The organism is Rhizobium leguminosarum (assembly GCF_002953715.1).
GTDB lineage: Bacteria > Pseudomonadota > Alphaproteobacteria > Rhizobiales > Rhizobiaceae > Rhizobium > Rhizobium leguminosarum_V.
This window is the reverse complement of record NZ_CP025012.1, coordinates 2,359,705-2,380,037: the sequence shown is the minus strand read 5'-3', so window position 1 is coordinate 2,380,037 and position 20,333 is coordinate 2,359,705. Positions and strand designations below refer to the sequence as shown.

The window sequence follows — 20,333 nt, the reverse complement described above, 5'->3', positions numbered from 1 at the left end:
TCATCCAATCGGGTGTCTGTTGAGGGCCGAATAGGCACCGGTGACGTGATGCTCCAGCTGCCGCTCGATATCCGCGAGCAAGCTTGATGCACCGATGCGGAAGAGATCAGGCTCCAGCCACTCGCGCCCCAGTTCGTCCTTCATCAGGAACTGGTAGTTCAACACGTCTTTCGCCGCGGAAATGCCACCGGCCGGCTTGTAGCCGATCTTGATACCGGTGCGCTCCTGGTAGGCGCGGATCGCCCGCAGCATGGTCAATGTGACGGCCAGCGTCGCATTGACGCCTTCCTTGCCGGTCGAGGTCTTGATGAAATCGGCTCCCGCCATCATGCAGACCAACGAGGCCCTGGCGACATTGCGGAGTGTCTTCAGGTCGCCGGTCGCCAGAATGGCCTTGACATGCGCATCACCGCAGGCGGCGCGATATTCCGTCATTTCCTCGTAGAGTGCTGTCCAGTTGCCGGTCAGCACATGCTCACGGGTGATGACGATGTCGATTTCCTTCGCGCCATCGGCAACCGACGCCTCGATTTCCTTGACCTTGAGGTGGTGCGGGCTGAGGCCGGCGGGGAAACCGGTCGAAACCGCGGCGACCGGAATGCCGGAATCTCCGAGCGCCTCGACGGCCGTTGCAACAAAACGATGGTAGACGCAGATGGCGCCGGTTGTGATCGAACGGCCGCTCATGCCGAGCGAATCCAGAATGTCGGCGCGTACCGGATTCATCGCCTTCGCGCACAACCGCTTGACGCGCTCGGGAGTATCATCGCCGTTCAACGTCGTCAGATCGATGCAGGTAACCGCCTTCAGGAGCCAAGCCGCTTGTACATCCTTTTTGACGGTTCGGCGTCCGGGAAGCGAGGCTATGCGGCGCTCGGTGGCAGACAGGTTGACCCGGGTGTCAAGCACCCACGACAGATCGAGTTCCATACCGGTATTGCGCGGCCGGTTATGGGTGAGGTCCGGCGATCGCGAAGGGGCTCCATGATGCGCCGCGCTTGCCGCATTGTGAACAGCAACGGTTTCCAAGTAGAATCCTCCTGGTCAGAGCGTGAAGGTCCTGTTGCCATCCGTGCAGATGCACGCAGCGGAAGCTTCACAACTGGCTCAAATGTGATCTTTTTTTCATTGTTTGTGAGGTTTGCATCACCGTGCCGCCGCGTCAAGTTTAGATTTCGACAGACGCAGAAAAACGCGGATTTCTCAGTCGAAATCGGTCATGCCGTTTTCGGTGATGACCACATCGAATGACTTCATGTCGCTGAAAAAGGCTGGTTTCAGCTTGCCGATTTTGCTGCTGTCGGCGAGAAGAATATTCTTTCGTGCCCGGGACATCGCTTTTTTCTTGATCTCCGCTTCGTGAAAATGCGCGCAGGTCGCGCCACGCCGGGCATCGACACCGGCTGCAGAAAGAAATGCCACGTTGATCACAAGCTGATCGAGCATTTCCAGCCCTGAGGCACCGGAAAAGCTCGCCGATGCCGGGTGGTAAAGACCACCGAGCATAACAAGGCGAACGTTGGGTTTTCGCGTCAGACGATCGGCGACATTCATGGCGTAGCAGATCGCCGTTATGTGAATCCGGTCTGGGAGAAGATCGACCAGATAAGGCAAGGTGGTGCCGCAATCGAAAAACACCGTGTCATCATGGTGAATGTAATCAATGGCTTGCGTGCAAACTTGCCGTTTTGCAGCGGCATGACTGTCGGCCGCCTTGGAAATTTCATAGGGATCGCTTTCCGCTTCGACAGCCGGAACGATATGGCCGCCGAGAAACGCGAACTGGCCTGCATTGGCGCTGACATCACGCCGAACCGTCATCTCCGAGACGCCCAGGATCTCGGCAGCATTCTTGATGTGCAGAATGCGATGTTGTGAAAGGGCCTCGGATAAGACTGCGATGCGCCGGCCCCTGCGACTATCCATATCGCATGTCTCCCTTATCATTCAGACTGCACTAGTGTTCTGATGAAAATTTAACAAAGGACTGCCATTCCCATCTAGTTTTTCCCTTGATCTACGATCCGGCATTTGCGCCGAGATATAGCTGCTGCACCAACCGGTTGCGCGCGACATGGCGTATCGCCTCAATTTTATAGGGAAACCGCTCGATTTGAAATGAGAATTTGTGACTGATCTTCCATTTTTTGATGGAATAGTCACAAAACTGTATAGGTGGTGCCGACTTCTGCTGCGGGGAGCGGGTGACGACGAGCGCGACATTCCCGGCCGGCAGGGGCGACATCGTCACGCCTCTGGTCGGGTAGCCTTCCGACCAGAGGCTTCATCCTCGCGATTGCGCGCTACTCGCCGGCTTTCCTTGCTGCCGTTTCGATCGCATCGGCAACCTTTTCAGGTTGGGAGGCGAAGACGGCGTGGCTGGCCTTGATCTCAGTCACGTCGCTGCCGGCACGTTTTGCCATGTCACGCTCGAGCTCGGGGTTGATGGAGCGATCCTCGGTAGCGACGATCGACCAGCTTTTCTTTGTCCGCCATGCCGGTTGGGTGATCTTGGCGGAGAATGCTTGCTTCGAGGCGAAGACCTGTGACTTTGCCATGAAATCGGCTTCGGCTTGCGGAAGGTCGGCTGCGAAATCCGAGGCGAAGGCGCCCGGATCGAGATAGAGATATTTGCCGTCCTTCGTTTCCCTTATATCCATGCTGCCGGCAGGCTTCGAGCTGGCGAGACTGAGCAGACTTTCGCCCTTGTCGGGCTGGAACGCCGCGACGTAGACGAGGCCCGCGACATTGGGATCGTTACCGGCTTCGGTGATGACCACGCCGCCATAGCTGTGGCCGACGAGCAGGGTTGGTCCTTCTTGCAGGTCGAGAACGCGCTTGGTCGCCGCCACATCGTCGTCGAGCGAGGTGATGGGCTGTTGGACGATGGTGACGTTGAAGCCGCGCTTCTCAAGAATGTCCGTCGCCTTGCGCCATCCCGAGCCGTCGGCCAGCGCGCCGTGGACGATCACGATATTCTTGACCGCGGCAGCCTCTGCCGCGAATGCGATGGCGGTGGTGGCAAAGGCAAGGGCTGCCGTAAAGATGAGACGTTTGTTCATGACTATTACTCCTTTGGTTGACGTTGATGATCGGGATAGTGATGCGTCTCGGGCTCAGCCGAAGGTGAAGGCGTAGGCCTGCACACCAGGGTCGAGGAAGCTGATCTCGAAGTTGCGGGCGGCGACCGTGCCGGACTGGCGGACGAGCTGGTAAAGCTTGGTCGCGGTCACCGTACCGTTGCCGTTGGCATCGATGTCTGCGCCGTGGTCAGGTCCTGGCGCCTTGCCGTCGATCTTCACCTGGAAGCGGATCGGCTTGTCGCCGGCGCCGGGACCAAGAACGAGATGCAGATCGCGGGCGCTGAAGCGGTAGGTGATGCCGCCGCCCGGCTGATCAAGCGTCGCCTGATCCCGGCCGACGGTCCAGGTTCCGGACAGGCCCCAGCTATTGAGGCCGGGTGCGGCGATCGAATAGTTTTTCGCCGTGTCGGCCTGCAGCCCTTCCGGAGAGGCGAAGTTCGCCGCCTGTTCGTAGCCGAGATAGGTCTCGCCGGAGCGGATATTGCCGAGATCAGGACCTGCTTCCACGCCCTTGGCATCAGGTACGACCGGCGCGCTTGCCGTCGTCTGGCTGCCGGCTTCGCGCAGCAGGTCCTGAATGGCCTTTTCGGTCCTGCTGTAATTGCCTTCGCCAAAATGGTGGTACCGGATCTGGCCTTTGGCATCGATCAGATAAGCGGCAGGCCAGTAGCTGTTTTCGAAGGCGCGCCAGATGCTGTAATCATTGTCGATCGCAACGGGATAGCCGATCTGAAAGTCGCCGATCGCCTTCTTGACGTTGTCGATCTTCTTCTCGAAGGCAAATTCCGGGGCGTGGACGCCGATCACGACGAGGCCCTGATCCGCATATTTTTCGGCCCAGGCCCTGACATAGGGGATGGTGCGAATGCAGTTGATGCAGGAATAGGTCCAGAAATCGACGAGCACGACCTTGCCGCGCAGCTGTTCCGTGGTGAGAGGCTCAGAGTTCAGCCATTCGACCGCGCCGGCGAGCGAAGGGGCGTGGCCTTCGACGGGCAAGTCGCTACGGAAGGGCTTCTTCTCATCAGCTGCGGCGATCATCACCTCCTTGCTCGCCACCTCGGAGGATGCGCCGCCCAAGGGCTTCGCATGCAGCCTGTCAAGCACGGCCTGTTCCAGGGACGCGGTGCTGGCATAGGAAATCCGCGCCAGCAGGCTGGTATCCAGTCCAAGCGCAATGACGACGACACCCGCCAACACGGCAGCGCCGAGCACCTGGCGAATCCGGTCGCCAAGGCCGAGGGAGCGCTTCATGGCGGCAAAGAGCTTGCCGCCGACAAGCAGGGCGACGGCAAGCGAACTTGCAGCACCAGCGGCATAAGCGATCAGCAGGAAGGTTGTTTGCAGATTGGCGCCCTGCAATGCAGCTCCGGTCAGCACAAGGCCGAGGATCGGACCGGCGCAGGGCGCCCAGAGCAGTCCGGTGGCGACACCGAGAAGAAGCGCGCTCTTCACTGTCGTGGTGCCGCGCCCGCCGCCGGTGGCGTTCATAAGATTGTTGCCAAGGTCGACGATCGGCCGGGCAAGCGTGCTTGCGATTCGCGGTGAAAGCAGGCTTGCGCCAAAGAGGGCAAGCAGGACGATGGCGGCAAGGCGGCCATATTCATTGGCGCGAATGGCCCAGCTGCCACCGACTGCGGCAAGTGTGGCGACCAGCGCGAAAGTGGCGGCCATGCCTGCCAGCATCGGCAGCGTGCTTCTGACGAAGGGCTGTCCGGCGCGGGCGAAGACGAAGGGGAGTATGGGCAGGATACACGGGCTGAGGATCGTCAGTGCGCCTCCGAGATAGGCAATGATCAGAAGTGTCATCATCGTTTCCTTTGAAACCGATTGATCGGGCTCTGGGCGGCGATGGGGCCTGAACCAGCAACGGCGGGGATATGGCCGGTGTGAAGTATCCCCGATGTGTCCGGCTTTGCGGGAAAATGTACCGAAGTGTCGGGGTCGGGCCGCGGCGATACAAAGCGATACAAACTGCCGCAGTGGCGAGGAAACGGCTGCGGCCAATGCGACCACTTGCTGCGGCAGCGCGATTGTATCGGAATGTATCCAGGTGACCGGAAGCTACACCCGCATTCAAAAAACGGTTGCTTACGACATATCGGGGATACAAGTAGAGCGCCTTTTCGCGACGTGATCCATTCGACAGGAGAGACCGATGTCAGAGCAAATCAACCATCACCGCCGCCGTTTCTTCGGCATGACGGCAGTCGCCCTTGCGGCCGTCGAATTCGGCGTGGCCGGCACGGCCGCCGCCCAGTCGTCTGCGACTGCCGCATCGGTGCCAGCTATAAAACCCGGAACCAACACGTCCTTCGAAGCGCTGAAGCAGGTCAAGGCAGGCGTGCTCGACATCGGTTATGCCGAGGCGGGAAAGGCGGATGCCCCGGTCGTATTGCTGCTGCATGGCTGGCCCTATGACATCTATAGTTTCGTCGATGTCGCGCCGCTGCTTGCCTCGGCAGGTTACAGGGTGATCGTGCCTTATCTGCGCGGTTACGGGACGACGCGCTTCCTGGACGACCAGACGCCGCGCAACGGCCAGCCGTCAGCGCTCGCCGCCGATATGATCGCGCTGCTCGATGCGCTCGATATCGAGAAGGCTGTGATTGCCGGTTACGACTGGGGGGGGCGGACCGCCAACATCATGGCGGCGCTCTGGCCCGAGCGCTGCAAGGCGATGGTATCGGTGAGCGGCTACCTGATCGGCAGCCAGGAGGCCAACAAGAAGCCGCTTCCGCCGAAAGCCGAACTTGCCTGGTGGTACCAGTTCTATTTCGCCACCGAACGCGGTCGTCAGGGATACGAGAGCAACACCCATGATTTCGCAAAGCTTATCTGGCAGACGGCATCGCCGAAGTGGAACTTCGACGATGCGACATTCGACAGGTCGGCCGCTGCCTTCGACAATCCCGATCACGTTGCGATCGTCATTCACAATTATCGCTGGCGCCTGGGGCTTGTCGAAGGCGAGGCCAAGTACGATGCCTACGAGACGACGCTCGCCGCCACGCCTGTCATTTCGGTGCCGACCATCACCATGGAGGGCGATGCAAACGGTGCGCCGCATCCGCAGCCTTCCGCTTATGCCGGAAAATTCTCCGGCAAATACGAGCATCGCACGATCGGCGGCGGCATTGGCCACAACCTGCCTCAGGAAGCGCCGCAGGCCTTCGCGCAAGCTGTCATAGACGTCGATCGCTTCTAGATCGGCGCCATTACAGCGCCGCGCGTCTTTTCAAACGCGCATAAGACGCTGTAACACTTTGAATTGCTGCACAATTCCTTAAATCGATTCCGATTTAAGGAATTGTGCAGCAGGTCGCAGAGCCTCGTTGCTCCGGCCGGCGGAATATGCGTAGCTCGCGTCAACCGCCTCGACATCGAGGCGGAGGGCGGGGGCCGCTTCTATCGGTAAGGAATAGGGAAATATGGATCATGTCGATCACATCCTGATCGTCGATGACGATCGCGAAATCCGCGAGCTGGTCTCGGGCTACCTGCAAAAGAACGGCCTGCGCACGAGCGTTGCCGCGGACGGACGCCAGATGCGCAGTTTTCTCGAAGCCAATGCCGTCGACCTGATCGTGCTCGATGTGATGATGCCCGGCGATGACGGGCTGGTGCTGTGCCGCGAACTGCGCGCCGGCCGGCACAAGGCGATCCCGATCCTGATGCTGACGGCCCGCACCGACGAGATGGACAGGATCCTCGGGCTGGAGATGGGCGCCGACGACTATCTTCCCAAGCCCTTTGCCGCACGGGAACTGCTCGCCCGCATCAAGGCGGTGCTGCGGCGCACGCGGATGTTGCCGCCCAACCTGCAGATCAGCGAGGCCGGACAATTGCTGACCTTCGGCGACTGGCGGCTCGATACGGTGGCCCGGCACCTTCTCGACAAGGAGGGGACCGCGATTGCGCTCAGCGGCGCCGAATACCGTCTGCTTCGCGTGTTCATCGACCATCCGCAGCGGGTGCTCAATCGCGACCAGCTTTTGAGCCTGACGCAGGGCCGCGACGCCGATCTCTTCGATCGCTCTATCGATCTCCTGGTCAGCCGCCTGCGTCAGAGGCTGGGCGACGATGCGCGCGAACCGACCTACATCAAGACGGTGCGCAGCGAAGGCTATGTGTTTTCGGTTCCGGTCGAAATCTTGGAGCTGCGCCAATGAAGGCGGCAATCCGCTTGCGTTCGGGCCTGACGTGGCCGAGCACGTTGCGGTCGCGGATCTTTCTCATCCTGCTGATCGGATTGGCCTTGGCCTACGGGCTGTCGTTCAGTGTGCTCTATATGGAGCGCTACATGTCGGCCAAAGCCGTGATGCTCGGCACGCTGGAAAGCGACGTTGCAACGTCGATTGCCGTTCTCGATCGGCTTCCGCCAGGCGAACGCGGCGATCTGCTCGATCGGCTGAGCCGCGGCAACTATCGTTTCCTGCTCGGGCCCGGCCTTCCCGGCGTGCCTGACATGTCAAGCAAAGGGGCGGAAATCTCAGGAAAGATCGAGGAGGCCATCGAGCACCGCTTTCCCATCCGGATCGAACGAATTCCTGGCGATGTGAACCGGCTGCAGGCGCATCTGACGCTCAGCGACGGAAGCCCGTTGACGATCGACGTCACGCCGAAGGGTGTCATGCCGATTGCCGCATGGCTGCCCTATGTCTTTGTCGTCCAGATGGTGCTGCTCATCCTCTGCACCTGGTTCGCGGTTCGCCAGGCGATCCGGCCGCTCGGCGAGCTTGCCGCCGCCGCCGATGCTCTTGACCCGAACAAGGACGGTCCGGCTATGAGTGAGGCGGGGCCGAGCGAGGTCGCGCATGCGGCAAGAGCGTTCAACGCGATGCGGGAGAGGATCGCCCATTACCTCGAAGAGCGCGTCCAGATACTGGCGGCCATCTCGCATGACCTGCAGACGCCGATCACCCGCATGCGGCTGCGCGCCGACATGGCGGAGGATTCGCCGGAGAGGGACAAGCTGGTGCACGATCTCGGCGAGATCCAGCGCCTTGTTCAGGACGGCATTGCTTATGCACGCAGTGCGCATGGCGATGGCGAGAAGAGTGCCCGCATCGATCTCGCCTCGTTCATCGACAGCATAGCCTACGACTACCAGGATACTGGAAAGGCCGTCACTGTCGTCGGCCTGGTTCAGGGTGCTGCCTTCACCAAGCCGCATGCTCTTCGCCGTATCCTGTCGAACTTCATCGACAATGCGCTGAAGTTTGCCGGTGCTGCCGAGATCAGCGTCGAGCGCAGCGCCGAGAACGATATCGTCATATCAGTCATGGACCGCGGGCCGGGAATTCCGGACGATATGCTGGAAGCCGCCATGCAGCCTTTCTTCCGGCTGGAGCAATCCCGCAACCGGGAGACGGGCGGCACCGGTCTCGGTCTTGCGATCGCCCAGCAGCTGACGGCCAAGATCGGCGGATCACTCCGGCTCTACAATCGCGCCGGCGGTGGTCTGGCGGCGGAAGTCACCATTCGTTGACGTCGGCAGTCACCGCAAAATTTCGAGATGTTTGTATGTAAAGATGTCCTCGATATCGGATGCTACGTTTTGTGACATTTCGGGCGATTTCGGAAACATGGCGGATATATCCGTCGGTCAAACCACACTCCGTCAACCCGGCCGCGCAGCGCGGCCAGTCGCCTGGAGCGACGCAACACAAGGAGTGTTCCATGACAAAGATCGACAAGGTTCTCTATACCGGCAAGACCCACACGACGGGCGGGCGCGACGGCGCGTCGCACAGCGACGACGGCCAGCTGGATATCAAGCTTTCGCCTCCGGGCAGCAACCGCGCCGGCACCAATCCCGAACAGCTTTTCGCCGCCGGCTGGTCTGCCTGCTTCATCGGCGCGATCGGCTTCGCCGCGGCTAATCAAAAGGTCAAGCTTCCAGCCGATCTTGCCGTTGACACCGAGGTTGATCTCGGAACCGCCGATGGCGGCTATTTCCTGCAGGCCCGTCTCAAGGTCAGCCTGCCCGGGATCGAAGCGGATGTGGCACGAGCCCTCATTGAAGAGGCTCACCAGACCTGCCCCTATTCGAAGGCCACGCGCGGCAATATCCATGTCGAATTGACCGTTGCCTGATGGATGGATTCCTCGCCGGCCATTGGCTGCGGCGGACAGGGGACGGGAGCCGAAAGCAAACAGGACGAGGCCGATCGGGCCTCGTCGATGGAGGATTTGATGAGATTGATGATCATCTGTTTTTTGGGAGTGGCGGTCTTCGCCGCGCCCTGCATCTACGACGTAAGCTCGCAGGAGCCTTCGCCGCTCGCAGGCCTCGTCACGGCGGCATCCGCAGCTTCGTCTTCCGGGGAGCAGCGGCCGCTCCAGCCGATCCCGGCGTCGAGGCAACTGCTCTTCTGACCTCACCAAAGGAGAAAGACCGTGAAGCTCTATCAGAATGAAATTTCCTCGGCGACATCTCGCGTCCGCATCGCGCTCGCCCTGAAGGGACTGACGGCAGAAGCGCTGCCGGTCAGCATCCTCGGTGAAGATGCCGAGAGCCGGCAGGCCGGATATCGCAGCGTCAATCCGCAGGGGCTCGTGCCGGCCTTGCTGACGGATAGCGGCGTCCTCATCACACAGTCGCTGGCGATCGTCGAATATCTCGACGAGATAAAGCCTGAACCGCCGTTATTGCCTGACACCGCGGAAGGCCGGGCGCAGGCGCGGTCGATCGCGCTTGCGATCGCAGCCGAGATCCACGCGCTGCTGCCGCCGCGGATCGGCCTGCATCTCGGCAGGACCTTCCGGGCGGATGCCGATGCCATTACCACCTGGAATCGTCATTGGGTCGGTGAAGGAATGGCCGCGGTCGAGACGATGATCGCTGGCCGCAGACAGGGAGCTTTCGCTGTTGCGGATCAGCCTGGTATTGCCGACATCTTCCTCTTCCCGCAAGCGATCAGCTCCCGGCGCCTCGGCTTCGATCTCGCCCGCTGGCCCAATATCGCGGAGATTGTCGCCGGACTGGAGGCGATACCGGCTTTCCAGGAGAACGCACCGGCGCCGAGACGATGATCCAATCTATGAAGAATCGGCCGCAAGTGACTGCGGCCGATTCTCTTCTGGTGTTCTAGCCTTGGCGACAAGACGTCACCTTTATGGCCCGTCCGCCGCTTTTAGCGGTTGACCCTTGCCTGCAGATGCGCGGGATAACGATCGCCTTCCACCTTGATCGTGGCCAGCGCGCTTTCGATGCTGGCAAGATCCTCAGCCGTCAGTTCGACTTCAGCGGCCTGGATGTTCTCCTCGAGGCGGTGCAGCTTGGTTGTGCCGGGGATCGGCACGATCCAGGGCTTCTGCGCCAGCAGCCATGCGAGTGCTACTTGGGCGGAGGTTGCCTTTTTGCGGGCGGCGATTTCTCCGAGACGATCGACGAGCGCCTGGTTGGCCTTTCGTGCCTCTTGAGAAAAGCGCGGCACGACGTTGCGGAAATCCTTGCCGTCGAAGGTGGTCGTTTCGCTGATCGCGCCAGTCAGAAAGCCCTTACCGAGCGGGCTGAAGGGAACGAAACCGATGCCGAGTTCTTCGAGCGTCGGCAGGATTTCTTGCTCGGGTTCGCGCCACCACAGCGAATATTCGCTCTGCAGTGCCGCCACCGGCTGGACGGCATGGGCGCGGCGGATCGTCTGGGCGCCGGCTTCCGAGAGGCCGAAATGTCTGACCTTGCCTTCTTCGATCAGCGCCTTGACCGTGCCGGCGACATCCTCGATCGGAACATCGGGGTCGACGCGATGCTGATAGAACAGATCGATGACATCAGTCTTCAAACGCTTCAGCGCCTGGTCGGCCACCGTGCGGATCTGTTCCGGCCGGCTGTTCATGCCGCTCTGGCCGCCATTGGCATCGAAGTTGAAACCGAATTTCGTGGCGATCACCACCTCCTCGCGGAAGGGGGCGAGGGCCTCTCCCAGAAGCTCTTCGTTCTTATAGGGGCCGTAGGCCTCGGCCGTGTCGAAGAAGGTCACGCCGCGTTCAAATGCCCGCCGGATCAGTGTGGTCGCTTCCTGAATATCTGTCGCCGGGCCATAGCCGTAACTCAGCCCCATGCAGCCGAGACCGATGGCCGAGACTTGAAGTCCACTCTTTCCAAGTTCACGCTTCTGCATAGAAATTTCCTTTTCTAACCTTGGTATTGCGTGTCGGTGACATGCTCCATCCAGTCGACGACCTTGCCGTCGAGCTGTTCCTGGATGGCGATATGGGTCACCGCCGTCGTCGGCGATGCGCCGTGCCAATGGCGTTCAGCCGGTGCGAACGAGACGACGTCGCCGGCGCGGATCTCCTCGACGGGACCGCCTTCGCGCTGCACGCGACCGAAGCCCGATGTGACGATCAGCGTCTGGCCGAGCGGATGAGTGTGCCAGGCGGTGCGGGCTCCGGGCTCGAAGGTGACGCTGGCGCCAGCCGCACGTGCGGGGCTGGTCACGGCAAACAGCGGGTCGACACGCACGCTGCCGGTAAACCAATCGGCTGGTCCCTTGGCCGAAGGCTGCGAACCGCTTCGCTTGATCTCCATCTTTGTCTTCCTTTCGATGTCGGGGTGGACGTGTCTACTCGAGTAGCAAGGTATTTAGGGCGTGCGCCAGGTCGCGATTAGATGGTATAAACGGCAAGAACCCATGAGAAAGTTTCATAAATGCCGCGCCCCGCCGTCAACGACCTCATCGCCTTCCTTGCCGTTGCACGCGCACAGAGCTTCACGAAGGCGGCGGGCAAGCTGGGTGTGTCGCAATCGGCGCTCAGCCACACCATCCGCGGGCTCGAGGAGCGGCTTGGACTGCGATTGCTGACACGCACGACCCGCAGCGTCGCGCCGACAGAGGCGGGCGAACGTCTGCTCGTTTCCATCGGACCGCGGCTCGACGAGATCGAGAGCGAGCTGGCTGCCTTGAGCGCGTTCCGGGAGAAGCCGGCAGGCACCATCCGCATCAATGCCGGCGAGCATGCGGCCGATGCCGTCCTCTGGCCCGCCTTGGAAAAGCTGCTGCCCGATTATCCTGATATCAATGTCGAGATCATCGTCGACTACGGTCTGACCGACATCGTCGCCGAGCGTTACGATGCTGGGGTGCGGCTTGGCGAACAGGTGGCGAAAGACATGATCGCGGTGCGCATTGGCCCCGACATGCGCATGGCCGTGGTCGGTTCTCCCGCATATTTCGGCACCAGGCCGAAACCACTGACGCCACAGGAGCTTACGGATCACAATTGCATCAATCTGCGCCTACCGACCTATGGCAGCGTTTATGCATGGGAGTTCGAGAAGGATGGGCGCGAACTCAGGGTTCGGGTCGAAGGGCAATTGGTATTCAACAATATAGCGCTGCGGCTGAACGCAGTACTGGCAGGTCTGGGGCTGGCATACATGCCGGAGGACCTGGTCGAGGCGTATCTTGCCGACGGGCGGCTGGTGCGCGTCCTTGAGGATTGGTGCCTGCCGTTTTCCGGTTACCATCTCTACTATCCGAGCCGCCGGCATACGTCGCCGGCATTTGCTCTGCTCGTCGATGCACTTCGCTATCGACCATAACGCCCACCGTTTCGAGTCGCCCGGACAGGCAGCCACCGGTGACCGGCTCTTGTCGGAAGCGAAATCATGCCTGCCAGTGATTTGACATTCCATCACTCGCCGCTAATTCACACTTGAAATCGAAGGAAACAGTGAATGAATACTGCGGCACCTGCCACGAAAGCTCGGACCGGCGTGTCCGGTTTGGATACAGTTCTGGCGGGGGGCCTTTCGCCGGGCCACGTGTTTCTCCTGGAGGGAAATCCGGGAGCGGGCAAAACGACCATCGCGCTGCAATTTCTGATCGAAGGTGCACGGCTTGGCGAGCAGGGGCTCTACATCACCCTTTCGGAAACCGAGAGCGAACTTCGAGCCGGTGCCGCATCGCACGGCATGGTGATCGACGGCAATATCGAGGTCTTCGAGGTCGTGCCTCCGGAAAGCCTGCTGGATGCCGACCAGCAGCAAAGCCTGCTTTATTCGTCGGATCTTGAACTCGGAGAGACGACAAAGGAAATCTTTGCCGCTTTCGAGCGGATCAAGCCACGTCGCGTGGTTCTTGACAGCCTGTCGGAGATAAGGCTGCTCGCGCAAAGCTCGCTGCGCTACCGCCGGCAGATCCTCGCGCTCAAACATTATTTTGCCCGACAAGGAGCGACGGTCCTTCTGCTCGATGATCTGACCTCCGAGGTGCTCGACAAGACGGTGCACAGCGTTGTGCACGGCGTCATCCATCTCGAAGAAATGGCGCCGAGCTACGGCTCCGAACGCCGACGTCTCAGGGTCATAAAATATCGCGGACAGGCCTTCCGTGGCGGCTATCACGATTTCATCATCCAAACCGGCGGCGTTGTCGTCTTTCCGCGGCTCGTCGCCGCCGAACACAGGTCGAGCTACGCCCGCGATCAGATTTCCTGCAATATTGCGGAACTGGACCTTCTTCTGGGAGGTGGCCTCGAGCGAGGTTCCAGCACGCTCATCCTTGGTCCTGCCGGCACTGGCAAAAGCACGTTCTCGTTTCAATTCCTGGTGGCTGCGGTCGCGCGCGGCGAGAAAGTGGCGGCCTTCATTTTTGACGAGGAGCTGGGCCTGCTCTTCACGCGGCTGAAGGCGCTCGGAATAGATCTCGAAGCAATGCAGGACGCCGGTCATATCCACATCGAACAGCTCGATGCCGCCGAACTGTCGCCGGGCGAATTCGCCCACCGCGTGCGCAACTGCGTCGACAAGTCGGATGCGAAAACCGTGATCATCGATAGTATCAACGGTTATCAGGCCTCGATGCCGGATGAGAATTCGCTGATCCTTCATATGCATGAGCTGCTGCAATATTTGAACAGGCAAGGCGCCAACACCTTCCTCACGGTTGCTCAGCACGGGCTGGTCGGTGACATGAAGGCACCTGTCGACGTCACCTATCTCGCCGATACTGTCATTCTGCTGCGTTACTTCGAGGCTGCGGGAAAGGTGCGGCGGGCAGTCTCCGTGATCAAGAAGAGGACTGGCTTTCACGAGGATACCATCCGCGAGTATCGTATCGACGCCTCCGGCTTGAGGTTCGGCGATCCTCTCGTCGGGTTCCAGGGCGTGCTTCGCGGCGTTCCCGAATTTGTCACGACCTCAACGCCGCTCCTCGCGACCGATGGCGGGGATAGCGGCAATTCCTAATTCAGGCAAACCGAAAGCATTGATCTACACCCCCGCCGGTCGCGATGCCTGGGTGGCGAGATCGTTGGTCGATGAGGCCGGATTGGAATCGATTGCCGCCACCGACCTGCCCATGTTCGCGTCATCGCTCAGCGATGACGTCGCGCTCGGCGTCCTGACGGAGGAGGCCGTTCGCTCGAGCGATCTCAAGTCGATCGCCGCCTGGGTTTCGGCCCAGCCGAGCTGGTCAGACCTGCCGTTCATCGTGCTCACCACACGTGGCGGCGGGCCTGAACGAAATCCGGCCGCTGGCAGGCTTTCCGAGGTTCTTGGCAACGTCACTTTCCTGGAAAGGCCGTTCCATGCGACTTCTTTCATCAGCGTGGCCCGGACCGCATTAAAGGGACGCCTGCGCCAATATGAAGCGCGAGCCCGGCTGGAGGCTCTGGGCGAGGGCGAGCGCCGGTTGCAGACGGCGCTCGCCGCCGGTCGTCTCGGGGCGTGGGAGCTGGAGCTATCCTCGATGGCCCTGTCTGCTTCGGCGACCTGCAAAGCGATCTTCGGCCGAAAGCCGGACGATGATGTGACGCGCGACGATCTGATCGCAAGCATCCACCCCGACGACCGGGATCTTGTGCTGGCACGCCTGCGCCAGACGATCGATACCGGACGCGACTATTCGATCGAGCACAGGACGATCTGGCCGGATGGATCACTGCATTGGACCGAGGTCCATGCGCAGCTTTATTCCGACAGATATGGTTCCGCGAGGAAACTCGTCGGCGTCTGCTCCGATACCACCGTCCGAAAGACCATCGAGGAAAATCTGAGACGGCTCAATGAAAACCTCGAAGAGCGCGTGAGGGAACGGACCAAAGAGGTCAATGCCGCTCACCACACCCTGATCGAGGAAGTCGCCCAGCGTGAAAGAGCCGAGGAGCAGCTTCGCCAATCGCAGAAGATGGAGGCGATCGGCCAACTGACCGGCGGCGTCGCACATGATTTCAACAATCTGCTGATGGTCGTCCTCGGAAACCTGGAGCTGCTCGGCAAGCATGTTGCCGGAGATGCCAAGGCGACGCGTCTGGTCGACGGGGCGATTCAGGGTGCCCGGCGCGGGGCGGCGCTGACGCAGCGGCTGCTGGCTTTTGCCAGACAGCAGGATCTGCAGGTCAAACCCGTCGATCTGACCGAGCTGGTCTCCGGCATGAAAGATCTGCTGCGGCGCTCGGTCGGATCCTCGATCAGCATCGAAACCATCTTGCCGACAACCCTGCCGCCGGCGCTGGTCGATGCGAACCAGCTCGAACTGGCGCTGCTCAACCTTGCGGTCAATGCCCGCGATGCGATGCCGGATGGCGGGACGCTGTCCATATCGCTGCGTGACGAGCAGGTGGCCGGCGATGATGGCACTCTCGACAAGGGCGCCTATCTTGTGTTGGCGGTGGAGGACAGCGGCACCGGCATGGACGCGGAGACGCTGAAGAAGGCGGTTGATCCGTTTTTCTCGACCAAGGAACTTGGAAAGGGCACGGGCCTAGGCTTGTCGATGATCCACGGACTTGCCGTTCAGCTCAATGGCGCACTTCGTCTGACAAGCGAAATTGGGGTCGGAACGACCGCTGAATTGTGGCTTCCGGCGACCGAACGGCGCCCCGAGCGGGCGTTCGAAGCGGAACTGCCCGTTCCGCAATCTGCATCCAGACTGAAGATCCTTTTGGTCGATGACGATGCCTTGATCGCCATGAGTTCGGTCGACATGCTTGAAGATCTCGGCCACGAGGTCGTCGAGGCAAACTCCGGCGCGCAGGCGCTGGAACTGATCAGCAGCGGTCAGCATTTCGACCTTGTCATAACCGATTATTCGATGCCTGGTATGACCGGCGCACAGCTTGCCCAGGCCGCGCGGGACATTTATCCGGCATTGCCGATCGTGCTGGCGACAGGTTATGCCGATCTTCCTGCCGGCACCGATATCGATCTTCCGAGATTGGCAAAGCCCTATGATCAGGCTCAGCTCGGCAAGGAGATCGCCAAGGCGATGGCAAGCGAAACGGCTCCGCTTCTTAGATTCGGCGGCGACGCAGGTGGTTCAAAGCCTCGCCTGTCCAAGGCCAATGATGTCAGCGATGAAATCGGCGATGGCGCCTGTGTCGTCTAGATCGAAGACCGGCAGAGCCGTATCCGTGACCGCATGATCGGCGGCGATAGCGTAGATATGGGGATCGCTCGGCGCCAGCGGTTCACGATTTGCCGCTTCCAGGCGGCGGGCCTCGATCTTCGGGATCGGCTCGCGCTTGTAACCTTCGATCAGCACGAGGTCGCAGGGGGCGAGGCGGGCGAGGATCTCCTCGAACTCAGGTTCCGGCGCACCGCGCAGCTCGTGCATGATGGCGTAGCGGGTGCCGGAGACGATGGTGACCTCGTGGGCGCCGGCCTGGCGGTGGCGGTAGCTGTCGGCCCCGACCTTGTCGATGTCGAAATCATGATGGGCGTGCTTGATCGTCGAGATCCTGTAGCCGCGGCGGGTGAACTCCGTCACCAGTCGGACGGCGAGCCCCGTCTTGCCTGAGTTCTTCCAGCCGGCGATGCCGAAGATTTTCGGTGCGGTCATCCGCGAAGGGCCTCCAGCCAGCGTTCCGCCTCGATGAGATCGTCAGGCGTGTTGATGTTGAAGAAGGGATCGAGCAGGCTGGCGCGGGTCGGATGCAGCGGGAACGCCACTTCCGTAACGTCATGCCGTAACAGGAAGTCGCGTACGCGACGCTTCTCGTCGGTGGCGATCCAGGCTTCGAGATCGGCGGCCAGCGTCACTGGCCAGAGCCCGAAGACGGGATGGCTGCGGCCCTCGGAGGTGGCAATGGCGATCTGCGACGGGTGCTCGATCGCTGCCGCCAGCCGGGCGACGAGATCGGCCGGGAAGAACGGGCAATCCACCGAGACGGTGGCGACATGGGTGATCGAGGGCAGGCCGGCGGCATAGACCATGGCGGCATGGATGCCGGCCATCGGCCCGGCCTTGCCGCGAAAACGGTCGGGAACGACAGGCACGCCCTCGGCGGCGGCATCGGCATTGACGGCAACGAGCGGGGTCTGCTGCGAGAGGCGGCTCAGCACATGGTGGAGCAGGCTCTCGGCCCCGAGCATCACGCCCGCCTTGTCGCGGCCCATGCGCTGCGAGCGGCCGCCGGCCAACACGACGCCAGCTACATGAGATCTATCCAACGAGAATTCAGCCATCATCCTTCCTCAGCCATTATCTTGCTTCAGACGGGCGCGCGTGGCGCGGATTCCTGCGCGATCGGCGACACACGGCGTTTGGCCTCACGATAGAACGTATAGAGGCCGGAGGCGATGACGATCGTAGCCCCGACGAGCGTCCAGCCGTCAGGCACTTCGGCGAAGAAGAGGAAGCCGAGCAGGGAGGAAAAGATCAGGCTGGTATAGCGGAACGGCGCGACGAAGGAGATTTCGCCGGTGCGCATGGCGAGGATGACCGACTGGTAGCCGACGAGCACCAGCACCGATGCGAGCACGAGATGCCCAAGCGCGTTAGCGCTGACCGGCTGCCAGCCGCCGAGCACCGGGATGAGCAGCGCGCCGAAGAAGGAGGCTGATATGGCGGTGATGACGGTTATCATCAGCGAGGGAATCTCCGGGCTTATGCTCCGGGTGGCGAGATCGCGGCCGGCCGTTGTCAGGACCGCGGCGACGCAGAGGAGGGCGGCGGCCGTGAATCCATCGGGGCCGGGACGGATAATGATCATCACGCCGACGAGGCCGACGAGGATCGCCGACCAGCGCCGCCAGCCGACCGGCTCGCCGAAGAACAGCGCAGCCCCGAAGGTGACGACCAGCGGCAGCGACTGCAGGATCGCCGAGGCATTGGCGATCGGCATCATGCCAAGCGCGGTAATATAAGTGACGGCGGAGAGCGTCTCGCAGATGATCCTGAAGATGATCATCGGCTGCAGCATGATGCGCCAGGAACGCAGCGCGCCCATTTTCCAGGCGATCAGGTAGACAAGCAGGCTGGTGAAGAGGCCGCGCAGGAACATGATCTCGCCGGCGTTCATATAGGCGATCACCGATTTGGATAGAGCGTCGCTTGCAGAAAAGCCGGCCATCGCCATGCTCATATAGATGGCGCCCTCAGTATTGCGTGACCGCGGCATGAAGAGATTCCCGTTACCTGTGCGCCCCTTTTAGTCGCGAAGATGCATGAAGGGAATCGGATGAATGTCACACCAGCCATAAATCGATGATGCGGTGCACAATGGCGCTGATGTCAACGCAGGCGTGTGGGTGGAAGTCCAGGCAAATCCCCGTTTTATAAGCTGAATTCCCATAGTTCCGACGCCGCAATCAAGGCGTCGATGAGGACGCGCCGTCGCGCTGCCGGTTCGGCCATAGGCGTTTTTCTCTTCCTGCGCGGGAAACGGGTGGCTGCATCGCCTGATGTTTGAGCATCTCAGATCTCGCAACAACCCAGGAGAGACCGATATGACACTTCTCAACGACAAGATCGCAATCATCACCGGCGCAAGCTCCGGCATCGGCCGCGCGGCAGCGAAACTCTTTGCGCGGGAAGGCGCCAAGCTCGTGGTCACCGGCCGGCGGCAGGACGCGCTCGATGCCGTCGTCGCGGAAATCGAGGCGGAGGGTGGTCAGGCCGTCGCCATATCGGGCGATGTCAGGGACGAGGCTCTGCAGGCAAGGCTCGTCGAGACGGCAGTCTCGCGTTTCGGCCGGCTCGACATCGCCTTCAACAATGCCGGCATCCTCGGTGAGATGGGGCCGGTCGCCGGGCTGTCGGTGGAGGGCTGGCGCGAGACGATCGAGACCAATCTCACCGCCGCCTTCCTCGGCGCCAAGCACCAGTCGGCGGCGATGGGAAAAGGCGGCGGGTCGCTGATCTTCACCTCGACTTTCGTCGGCCACACCGTCGGCATGCCTGGCATGGCCGCCTATGCGGCGAGCAAGGCGGGGCTGATCGGCTTCGTGCAGGTGCTCGCTGCTGAACTCGGAGCGCAGAAGATCCGCGTCAACGCATTGCTTCCCGGCGGCACTGACACGCCCGCCAGCATCACCAACGCGCCTGATGCAACGCCGGAAGTGCTCGCCTTCGTGGAGGGATTGCATGCGCTGAAACGCATGGCGCAACCCGAAGAGATCGCCAATGCGGCGCTTTTCCTCGCCTCCGACATGTCGAGTTTCGTGACCGGCACGGCGATGCTGGCGGATGGTGGGGTTTCGATCAGCCGGACATAGAGCGGGCAAGGGAAGGTGCCGTCAGGGTTATCGCTGCGGCACGTTCTTTGTTGCGGCGGGCTATGCCGCCGCAACAAAGGCATCGATCAGGCGACTTCGCGTATGTCTCTTGCTACCTGGCGGTCGAGATAGGCGACCAGGTCCTCGATAGTGACGAGGGGGAGGTTGTGGCGTTCGGCGAAGAGCGTGAGTTCGGGCAGGCGGGACATGGTTCCGTCGTCGTTGGCGACTTCGCAGATGACGCCGGCCGGGATCCTTCCGGCGAGGCGGGCGAGATCGACGGCGGCTTCGGTGTGGCCGGGGCGGCCAAGCACGCCGCGGGGGTTGGCGCGGAGCGGAAAGATGTGGCCGGGGCGGGCGAATTCGTCAGGCTTTGCGCGATCGTCGACGAGGGCGCGGACGGTGGCGGCACGGTCCGCCGCAGAAATGCCCGTCGTCGTGCCCTTGAGATAATCGACCGAGACCGTGAAGGCAGTTTTGTGCGATTCCGTGTTGTTGGGTACCATCAGCGGAATATCGAGCGCATCGAGGCGCTCGCCTTCCATGGCGATGCAGACGAGACCGCGGGCGTGGGTCATCATGAAGGCGATTGTTTCCGGGGTGACGGCATCGGCCGCGACCACGATATCGCCTTCGTTTTCCCGGTTCTGGTCGTCGACGACGACGACCATCTTGCCACTGGCAATGGCTGATATGGCATCTTCAATTCTTGCGATAGTCATGCTGTCTGGCCTTTCAAGGGTTATGTCAGCGGGCTGACATGGTCTGCTCGGCTCAATCCGTGAGCGAGCCTTCTGCCC

At 61.3% G+C, this 20,333-nt stretch carries 21 protein-coding genes; 10 read left to right on the top strand and 11 right to left on the bottom strand.

Annotated elements, in window-relative coordinates:
* The 5 genes from deoC to CUJ84_RS11990 form a co-directional block, all read right to left on the bottom strand.
* Complete coding sequence (gene deoC, locus CUJ84_RS12005; protein ID WP_105006377.1) at nt 1-1,029, bottom strand: deoxyribose-phosphate aldolase; 1,029 nt, start codon at nt 1,027-1,029, stop codon at nt 1-3.
* A 174-nt stretch (nt 1,030-1,203) separates the two neighbouring features.
* Nucleotides 1,204-1,926 carry a DeoR family transcriptional regulator gene (locus tag CUJ84_RS12000; RefSeq protein WP_105006376.1) on the bottom strand — a complete coding sequence of 241 codons (723 nt, stop codon included), beginning with the start codon at nt 1,924-1,926 and terminating at the stop codon, nt 1,204-1,206.
* Nucleotides 1,927-2,017: 91 nt separating this feature from the next.
* Nucleotides 2,018-2,245, bottom strand: coding sequence for a hypothetical protein (locus CUJ84_RS37940; protein WP_158686931.1), 228 nt, complete (start codon nt 2,243-2,245; stop codon nt 2,018-2,020).
* Between the two features lie 58 nt (nt 2,246-2,303).
* Nucleotides 2,304-3,062, bottom strand: a complete 759-nt coding sequence (locus CUJ84_RS11995) for an alpha/beta hydrolase (protein WP_105006375.1) — start codon at nt 3,060-3,062, stop codon at nt 2,304-2,306.
* Between the two features lie 54 nt (nt 3,063-3,116).
* A complete protein-coding gene (locus CUJ84_RS11990; protein ID WP_105006374.1) occupies nt 3,117-4,892 on the bottom strand; it encodes a cytochrome c biogenesis protein DipZ in 1,776 nt (591 codons plus the stop codon).
* A 349-nt stretch (nt 4,893-5,241) separates the two neighbouring features.
* On the opposite strand from CUJ84_RS11990, the gene CUJ84_RS11985 reads away from it, so the two are divergent.
* From CUJ84_RS11985 to maiA, 6 genes are all read left to right on the top strand, one after another.
* On the top strand, nt 5,242-6,291 hold the full coding sequence (locus tag CUJ84_RS11985; protein WP_105006373.1) for an alpha/beta fold hydrolase: 1,050 nt from the start codon (nt 5,242-5,244) through the stop codon (nt 6,289-6,291).
* A 223-nt stretch (nt 6,292-6,514) separates the two neighbouring features.
* The gene (locus tag CUJ84_RS11975; RefSeq protein WP_018242315.1) at nt 6,515-7,255 is read left to right on the top strand and encodes a response regulator; all 741 of its coding nucleotides are present in this window, start codon (nt 6,515-6,517) and stop codon (nt 7,253-7,255) included.
* Nucleotides 7,252-8,574: a sensor histidine kinase gene (locus CUJ84_RS11970; RefSeq protein ID WP_105006372.1), complete on the top strand. Its 1,323-nt coding sequence runs from the start codon at nt 7,252-7,254 to the stop codon at nt 8,572-8,574. Before CUJ84_RS11975 ends, CUJ84_RS11970 begins: the two co-directional genes overlap by 4 nt.
* 191 nt (nt 8,575-8,765) lie before the next feature.
* A complete protein-coding gene (locus CUJ84_RS11965) occupies nt 8,766-9,182 on the top strand; it encodes an organic hydroperoxide resistance protein (RefSeq protein WP_003559993.1) in 417 nt (138 codons plus the stop codon).
* A gap of 99 nt (nt 9,183-9,281) precedes the next feature.
* Entirely contained in the window at nt 9,282-9,464 is a 183-nt protein-coding gene (locus CUJ84_RS11960; RefSeq protein ID WP_105008167.1) for a hypothetical protein, read from the top strand.
* A gap of 21 nt (nt 9,465-9,485) precedes the next feature.
* Nucleotides 9,486-10,121: a maleylacetoacetate isomerase gene (gene maiA / locus CUJ84_RS11955; protein WP_105006371.1), complete on the top strand. Its 636-nt coding sequence runs from the start codon at nt 9,486-9,488 to the stop codon at nt 10,119-10,121.
* Nucleotides 10,122-10,222: 101 nt separating this feature from the next.
* On the opposite strand, the gene CUJ84_RS11950 is transcribed toward maiA, so the two are convergent.
* Nucleotides 10,223-11,212 (bottom strand): aldo/keto reductase, encoded by a 990-nt coding sequence (locus CUJ84_RS11950; RefSeq protein ID WP_105006370.1) that lies wholly within the window; start codon nt 11,210-11,212, stop codon nt 10,223-10,225.
* Nucleotides 11,213-11,226: 14 nt separating this feature from the next.
* Nucleotides 11,227-11,622, bottom strand: a complete 396-nt coding sequence (locus CUJ84_RS11945) for a (R)-mandelonitrile lyase (protein WP_027689113.1) — start codon at nt 11,620-11,622, stop codon at nt 11,227-11,229.
* Between the two features lie 120 nt (nt 11,623-11,742).
* On the opposite strand from CUJ84_RS11945, the gene CUJ84_RS11940 reads away from it, so the two are divergent.
* The 3 genes from CUJ84_RS11940 to CUJ84_RS11930 all read left to right on the top strand — a co-directional run bounded on the left by CUJ84_RS11940 (nt 11,743) and on the right by CUJ84_RS11930 (nt 16,423).
* Nucleotides 11,743-12,636 (top strand): LysR family transcriptional regulator, encoded by an 894-nt coding sequence (locus CUJ84_RS11940; RefSeq protein WP_105006369.1) that lies wholly within the window; start codon nt 11,743-11,745, stop codon nt 12,634-12,636.
* A gap of 135 nt (nt 12,637-12,771) precedes the next feature.
* On the top strand, nt 12,772-14,283 hold the full coding sequence (locus tag CUJ84_RS11935) for an ATPase domain-containing protein (protein WP_105006368.1): 1,512 nt from the start codon (nt 12,772-12,774) through the stop codon (nt 14,281-14,283).
* Entirely contained in the window at nt 14,258-16,423 is a 2,166-nt protein-coding gene (locus tag CUJ84_RS11930) for an ATP-binding protein (protein WP_105006367.1), read from the top strand. The genes CUJ84_RS11935 and CUJ84_RS11930 overlap by 26 nt, the downstream gene beginning before the upstream one ends.
* On the opposite strand, the gene mobB is transcribed toward CUJ84_RS11930, so the two are convergent.
* From mobB to CUJ84_RS11915, 3 genes are read right to left on the bottom strand one after another with little or no spacing between them, the layout of a single operon-like run.
* Nucleotides 16,355-16,876 (bottom strand): molybdopterin-guanine dinucleotide biosynthesis protein B, encoded by a 522-nt coding sequence (gene mobB, locus CUJ84_RS11925; protein WP_105006366.1) that lies wholly within the window; start codon nt 16,874-16,876, stop codon nt 16,355-16,357. The genes CUJ84_RS11930 and mobB overlap by 69 nt on opposite strands.
* Nucleotides 16,873-17,502: a molybdenum cofactor guanylyltransferase MobA gene (gene mobA, locus CUJ84_RS11920; protein ID WP_105006365.1), complete on the bottom strand. Its 630-nt coding sequence runs from the start codon at nt 17,500-17,502 to the stop codon at nt 16,873-16,875. The genes mobB and mobA overlap by 4 nt, the downstream gene beginning before the upstream one ends.
* 26 nt (nt 17,503-17,528) lie before the next feature.
* Nucleotides 17,529-18,437, bottom strand: coding sequence for a DMT family transporter (locus CUJ84_RS11915; protein WP_105006364.1), 909 nt, complete (start codon nt 18,435-18,437; stop codon nt 17,529-17,531).
* Nucleotides 18,438-18,765: 328 nt separating this feature from the next.
* Here CUJ84_RS11915 and CUJ84_RS11910 point away from each other — a divergent pair, with 328 nt between their 5' ends.
* A complete protein-coding gene (locus CUJ84_RS11910; protein ID WP_105006363.1) occupies nt 18,766-19,533 on the top strand; it encodes an SDR family oxidoreductase in 768 nt (255 codons plus the stop codon).
* A gap of 86 nt (nt 19,534-19,619) precedes the next feature.
* Here the strand turns inward: CUJ84_RS11910 and ribB are convergent, their stop codons facing one another.
* Complete coding sequence (ribB, locus tag CUJ84_RS11905) at nt 19,620-20,255, bottom strand: 3,4-dihydroxy-2-butanone-4-phosphate synthase (RefSeq protein WP_105006362.1); 636 nt, start codon at nt 20,253-20,255, stop codon at nt 19,620-19,622.
* Nucleotides 20,256-20,333 lie beyond the last annotated feature (78 nt).

Coding starts and splice junctions, on each gene's coding strand:
- CUJ84_RS12000 (WP_105006376.1), bottom strand. CDS start 1,926: ATGGATAGTCGCAGGGGCCGGCGCATCGCAGTCTTATCCGAGGCCCTT.
- CUJ84_RS37940 (WP_158686931.1), bottom strand. CDS start 2,245: ATGTCGCCCCTGCCGGCCGGGAATGTCGCGCTCGTCGTCACCCGCTCC.
- CUJ84_RS11995 (WP_105006375.1), bottom strand. CDS start 3,062: ATGAACAAACGTCTCATCTTTACGGCAGCCCTTGCCTTTGCCACCACC.
- CUJ84_RS11990 (WP_105006374.1), bottom strand. CDS start 4,892: ATGACACTTCTGATCATTGCCTATCTCGGAGGCGCACTGACGATCCTC.
- CUJ84_RS11985 (WP_105006373.1), top strand. CDS start 5,242: ATGTCAGAGCAAATCAACCATCACCGCCGCCGTTTCTTCGGCATGACG.
- CUJ84_RS11975 (WP_018242315.1), top strand. CDS start 6,515: ATGGATCATGTCGATCACATCCTGATCGTCGATGACGATCGCGAAATC.
- CUJ84_RS11970 (WP_105006372.1), top strand. CDS start 7,252: ATGAAGGCGGCAATCCGCTTGCGTTCGGGCCTGACGTGGCCGAGCACG.
- CUJ84_RS11965 (WP_003559993.1), top strand. CDS start 8,766: ATGACAAAGATCGACAAGGTTCTCTATACCGGCAAGACCCACACGACG.
- CUJ84_RS11960 (WP_105008167.1), top strand. CDS start 9,282: ATGAGATTGATGATCATCTGTTTTTTGGGAGTGGCGGTCTTCGCCGCG.
- CUJ84_RS11950 (WP_105006370.1), bottom strand. CDS start 11,212: ATGCAGAAGCGTGAACTTGGAAAGAGTGGACTTCAAGTCTCGGCCATC.
- CUJ84_RS11945 (WP_027689113.1), bottom strand. CDS start 11,622: ATGGAGATCAAGCGAAGCGGTTCGCAGCCTTCGGCCAAGGGACCAGCC.
- CUJ84_RS11940 (WP_105006369.1), top strand. CDS start 11,743: ATGCCGCGCCCCGCCGTCAACGACCTCATCGCCTTCCTTGCCGTTGCA.
- CUJ84_RS11935 (WP_105006368.1), top strand. CDS start 12,772: ATGAATACTGCGGCACCTGCCACGAAAGCTCGGACCGGCGTGTCCGGT.
- CUJ84_RS11930 (WP_105006367.1), top strand. CDS start 14,258: ATGGCGGGGATAGCGGCAATTCCTAATTCAGGCAAACCGAAAGCATTG.
- mobB (WP_105006366.1), bottom strand. CDS start 16,876: ATGACCGCACCGAAAATCTTCGGCATCGCCGGCTGGAAGAACTCAGGC.
- mobA (WP_105006365.1), bottom strand. CDS start 17,502: ATGGCTGAATTCTCGTTGGATAGATCTCATGTAGCTGGCGTCGTGTTG.
- CUJ84_RS11915 (WP_105006364.1), bottom strand. CDS start 18,437: ATGCCGCGGTCACGCAATACTGAGGGCGCCATCTATATGAGCATGGCG.
- CUJ84_RS11910 (WP_105006363.1), top strand. CDS start 18,766: ATGACACTTCTCAACGACAAGATCGCAATCATCACCGGCGCAAGCTCC.
- ribB (WP_105006362.1), bottom strand. CDS start 20,255: ATGACTATCGCAAGAATTGAAGATGCCATATCAGCCATTGCCAGTGGC.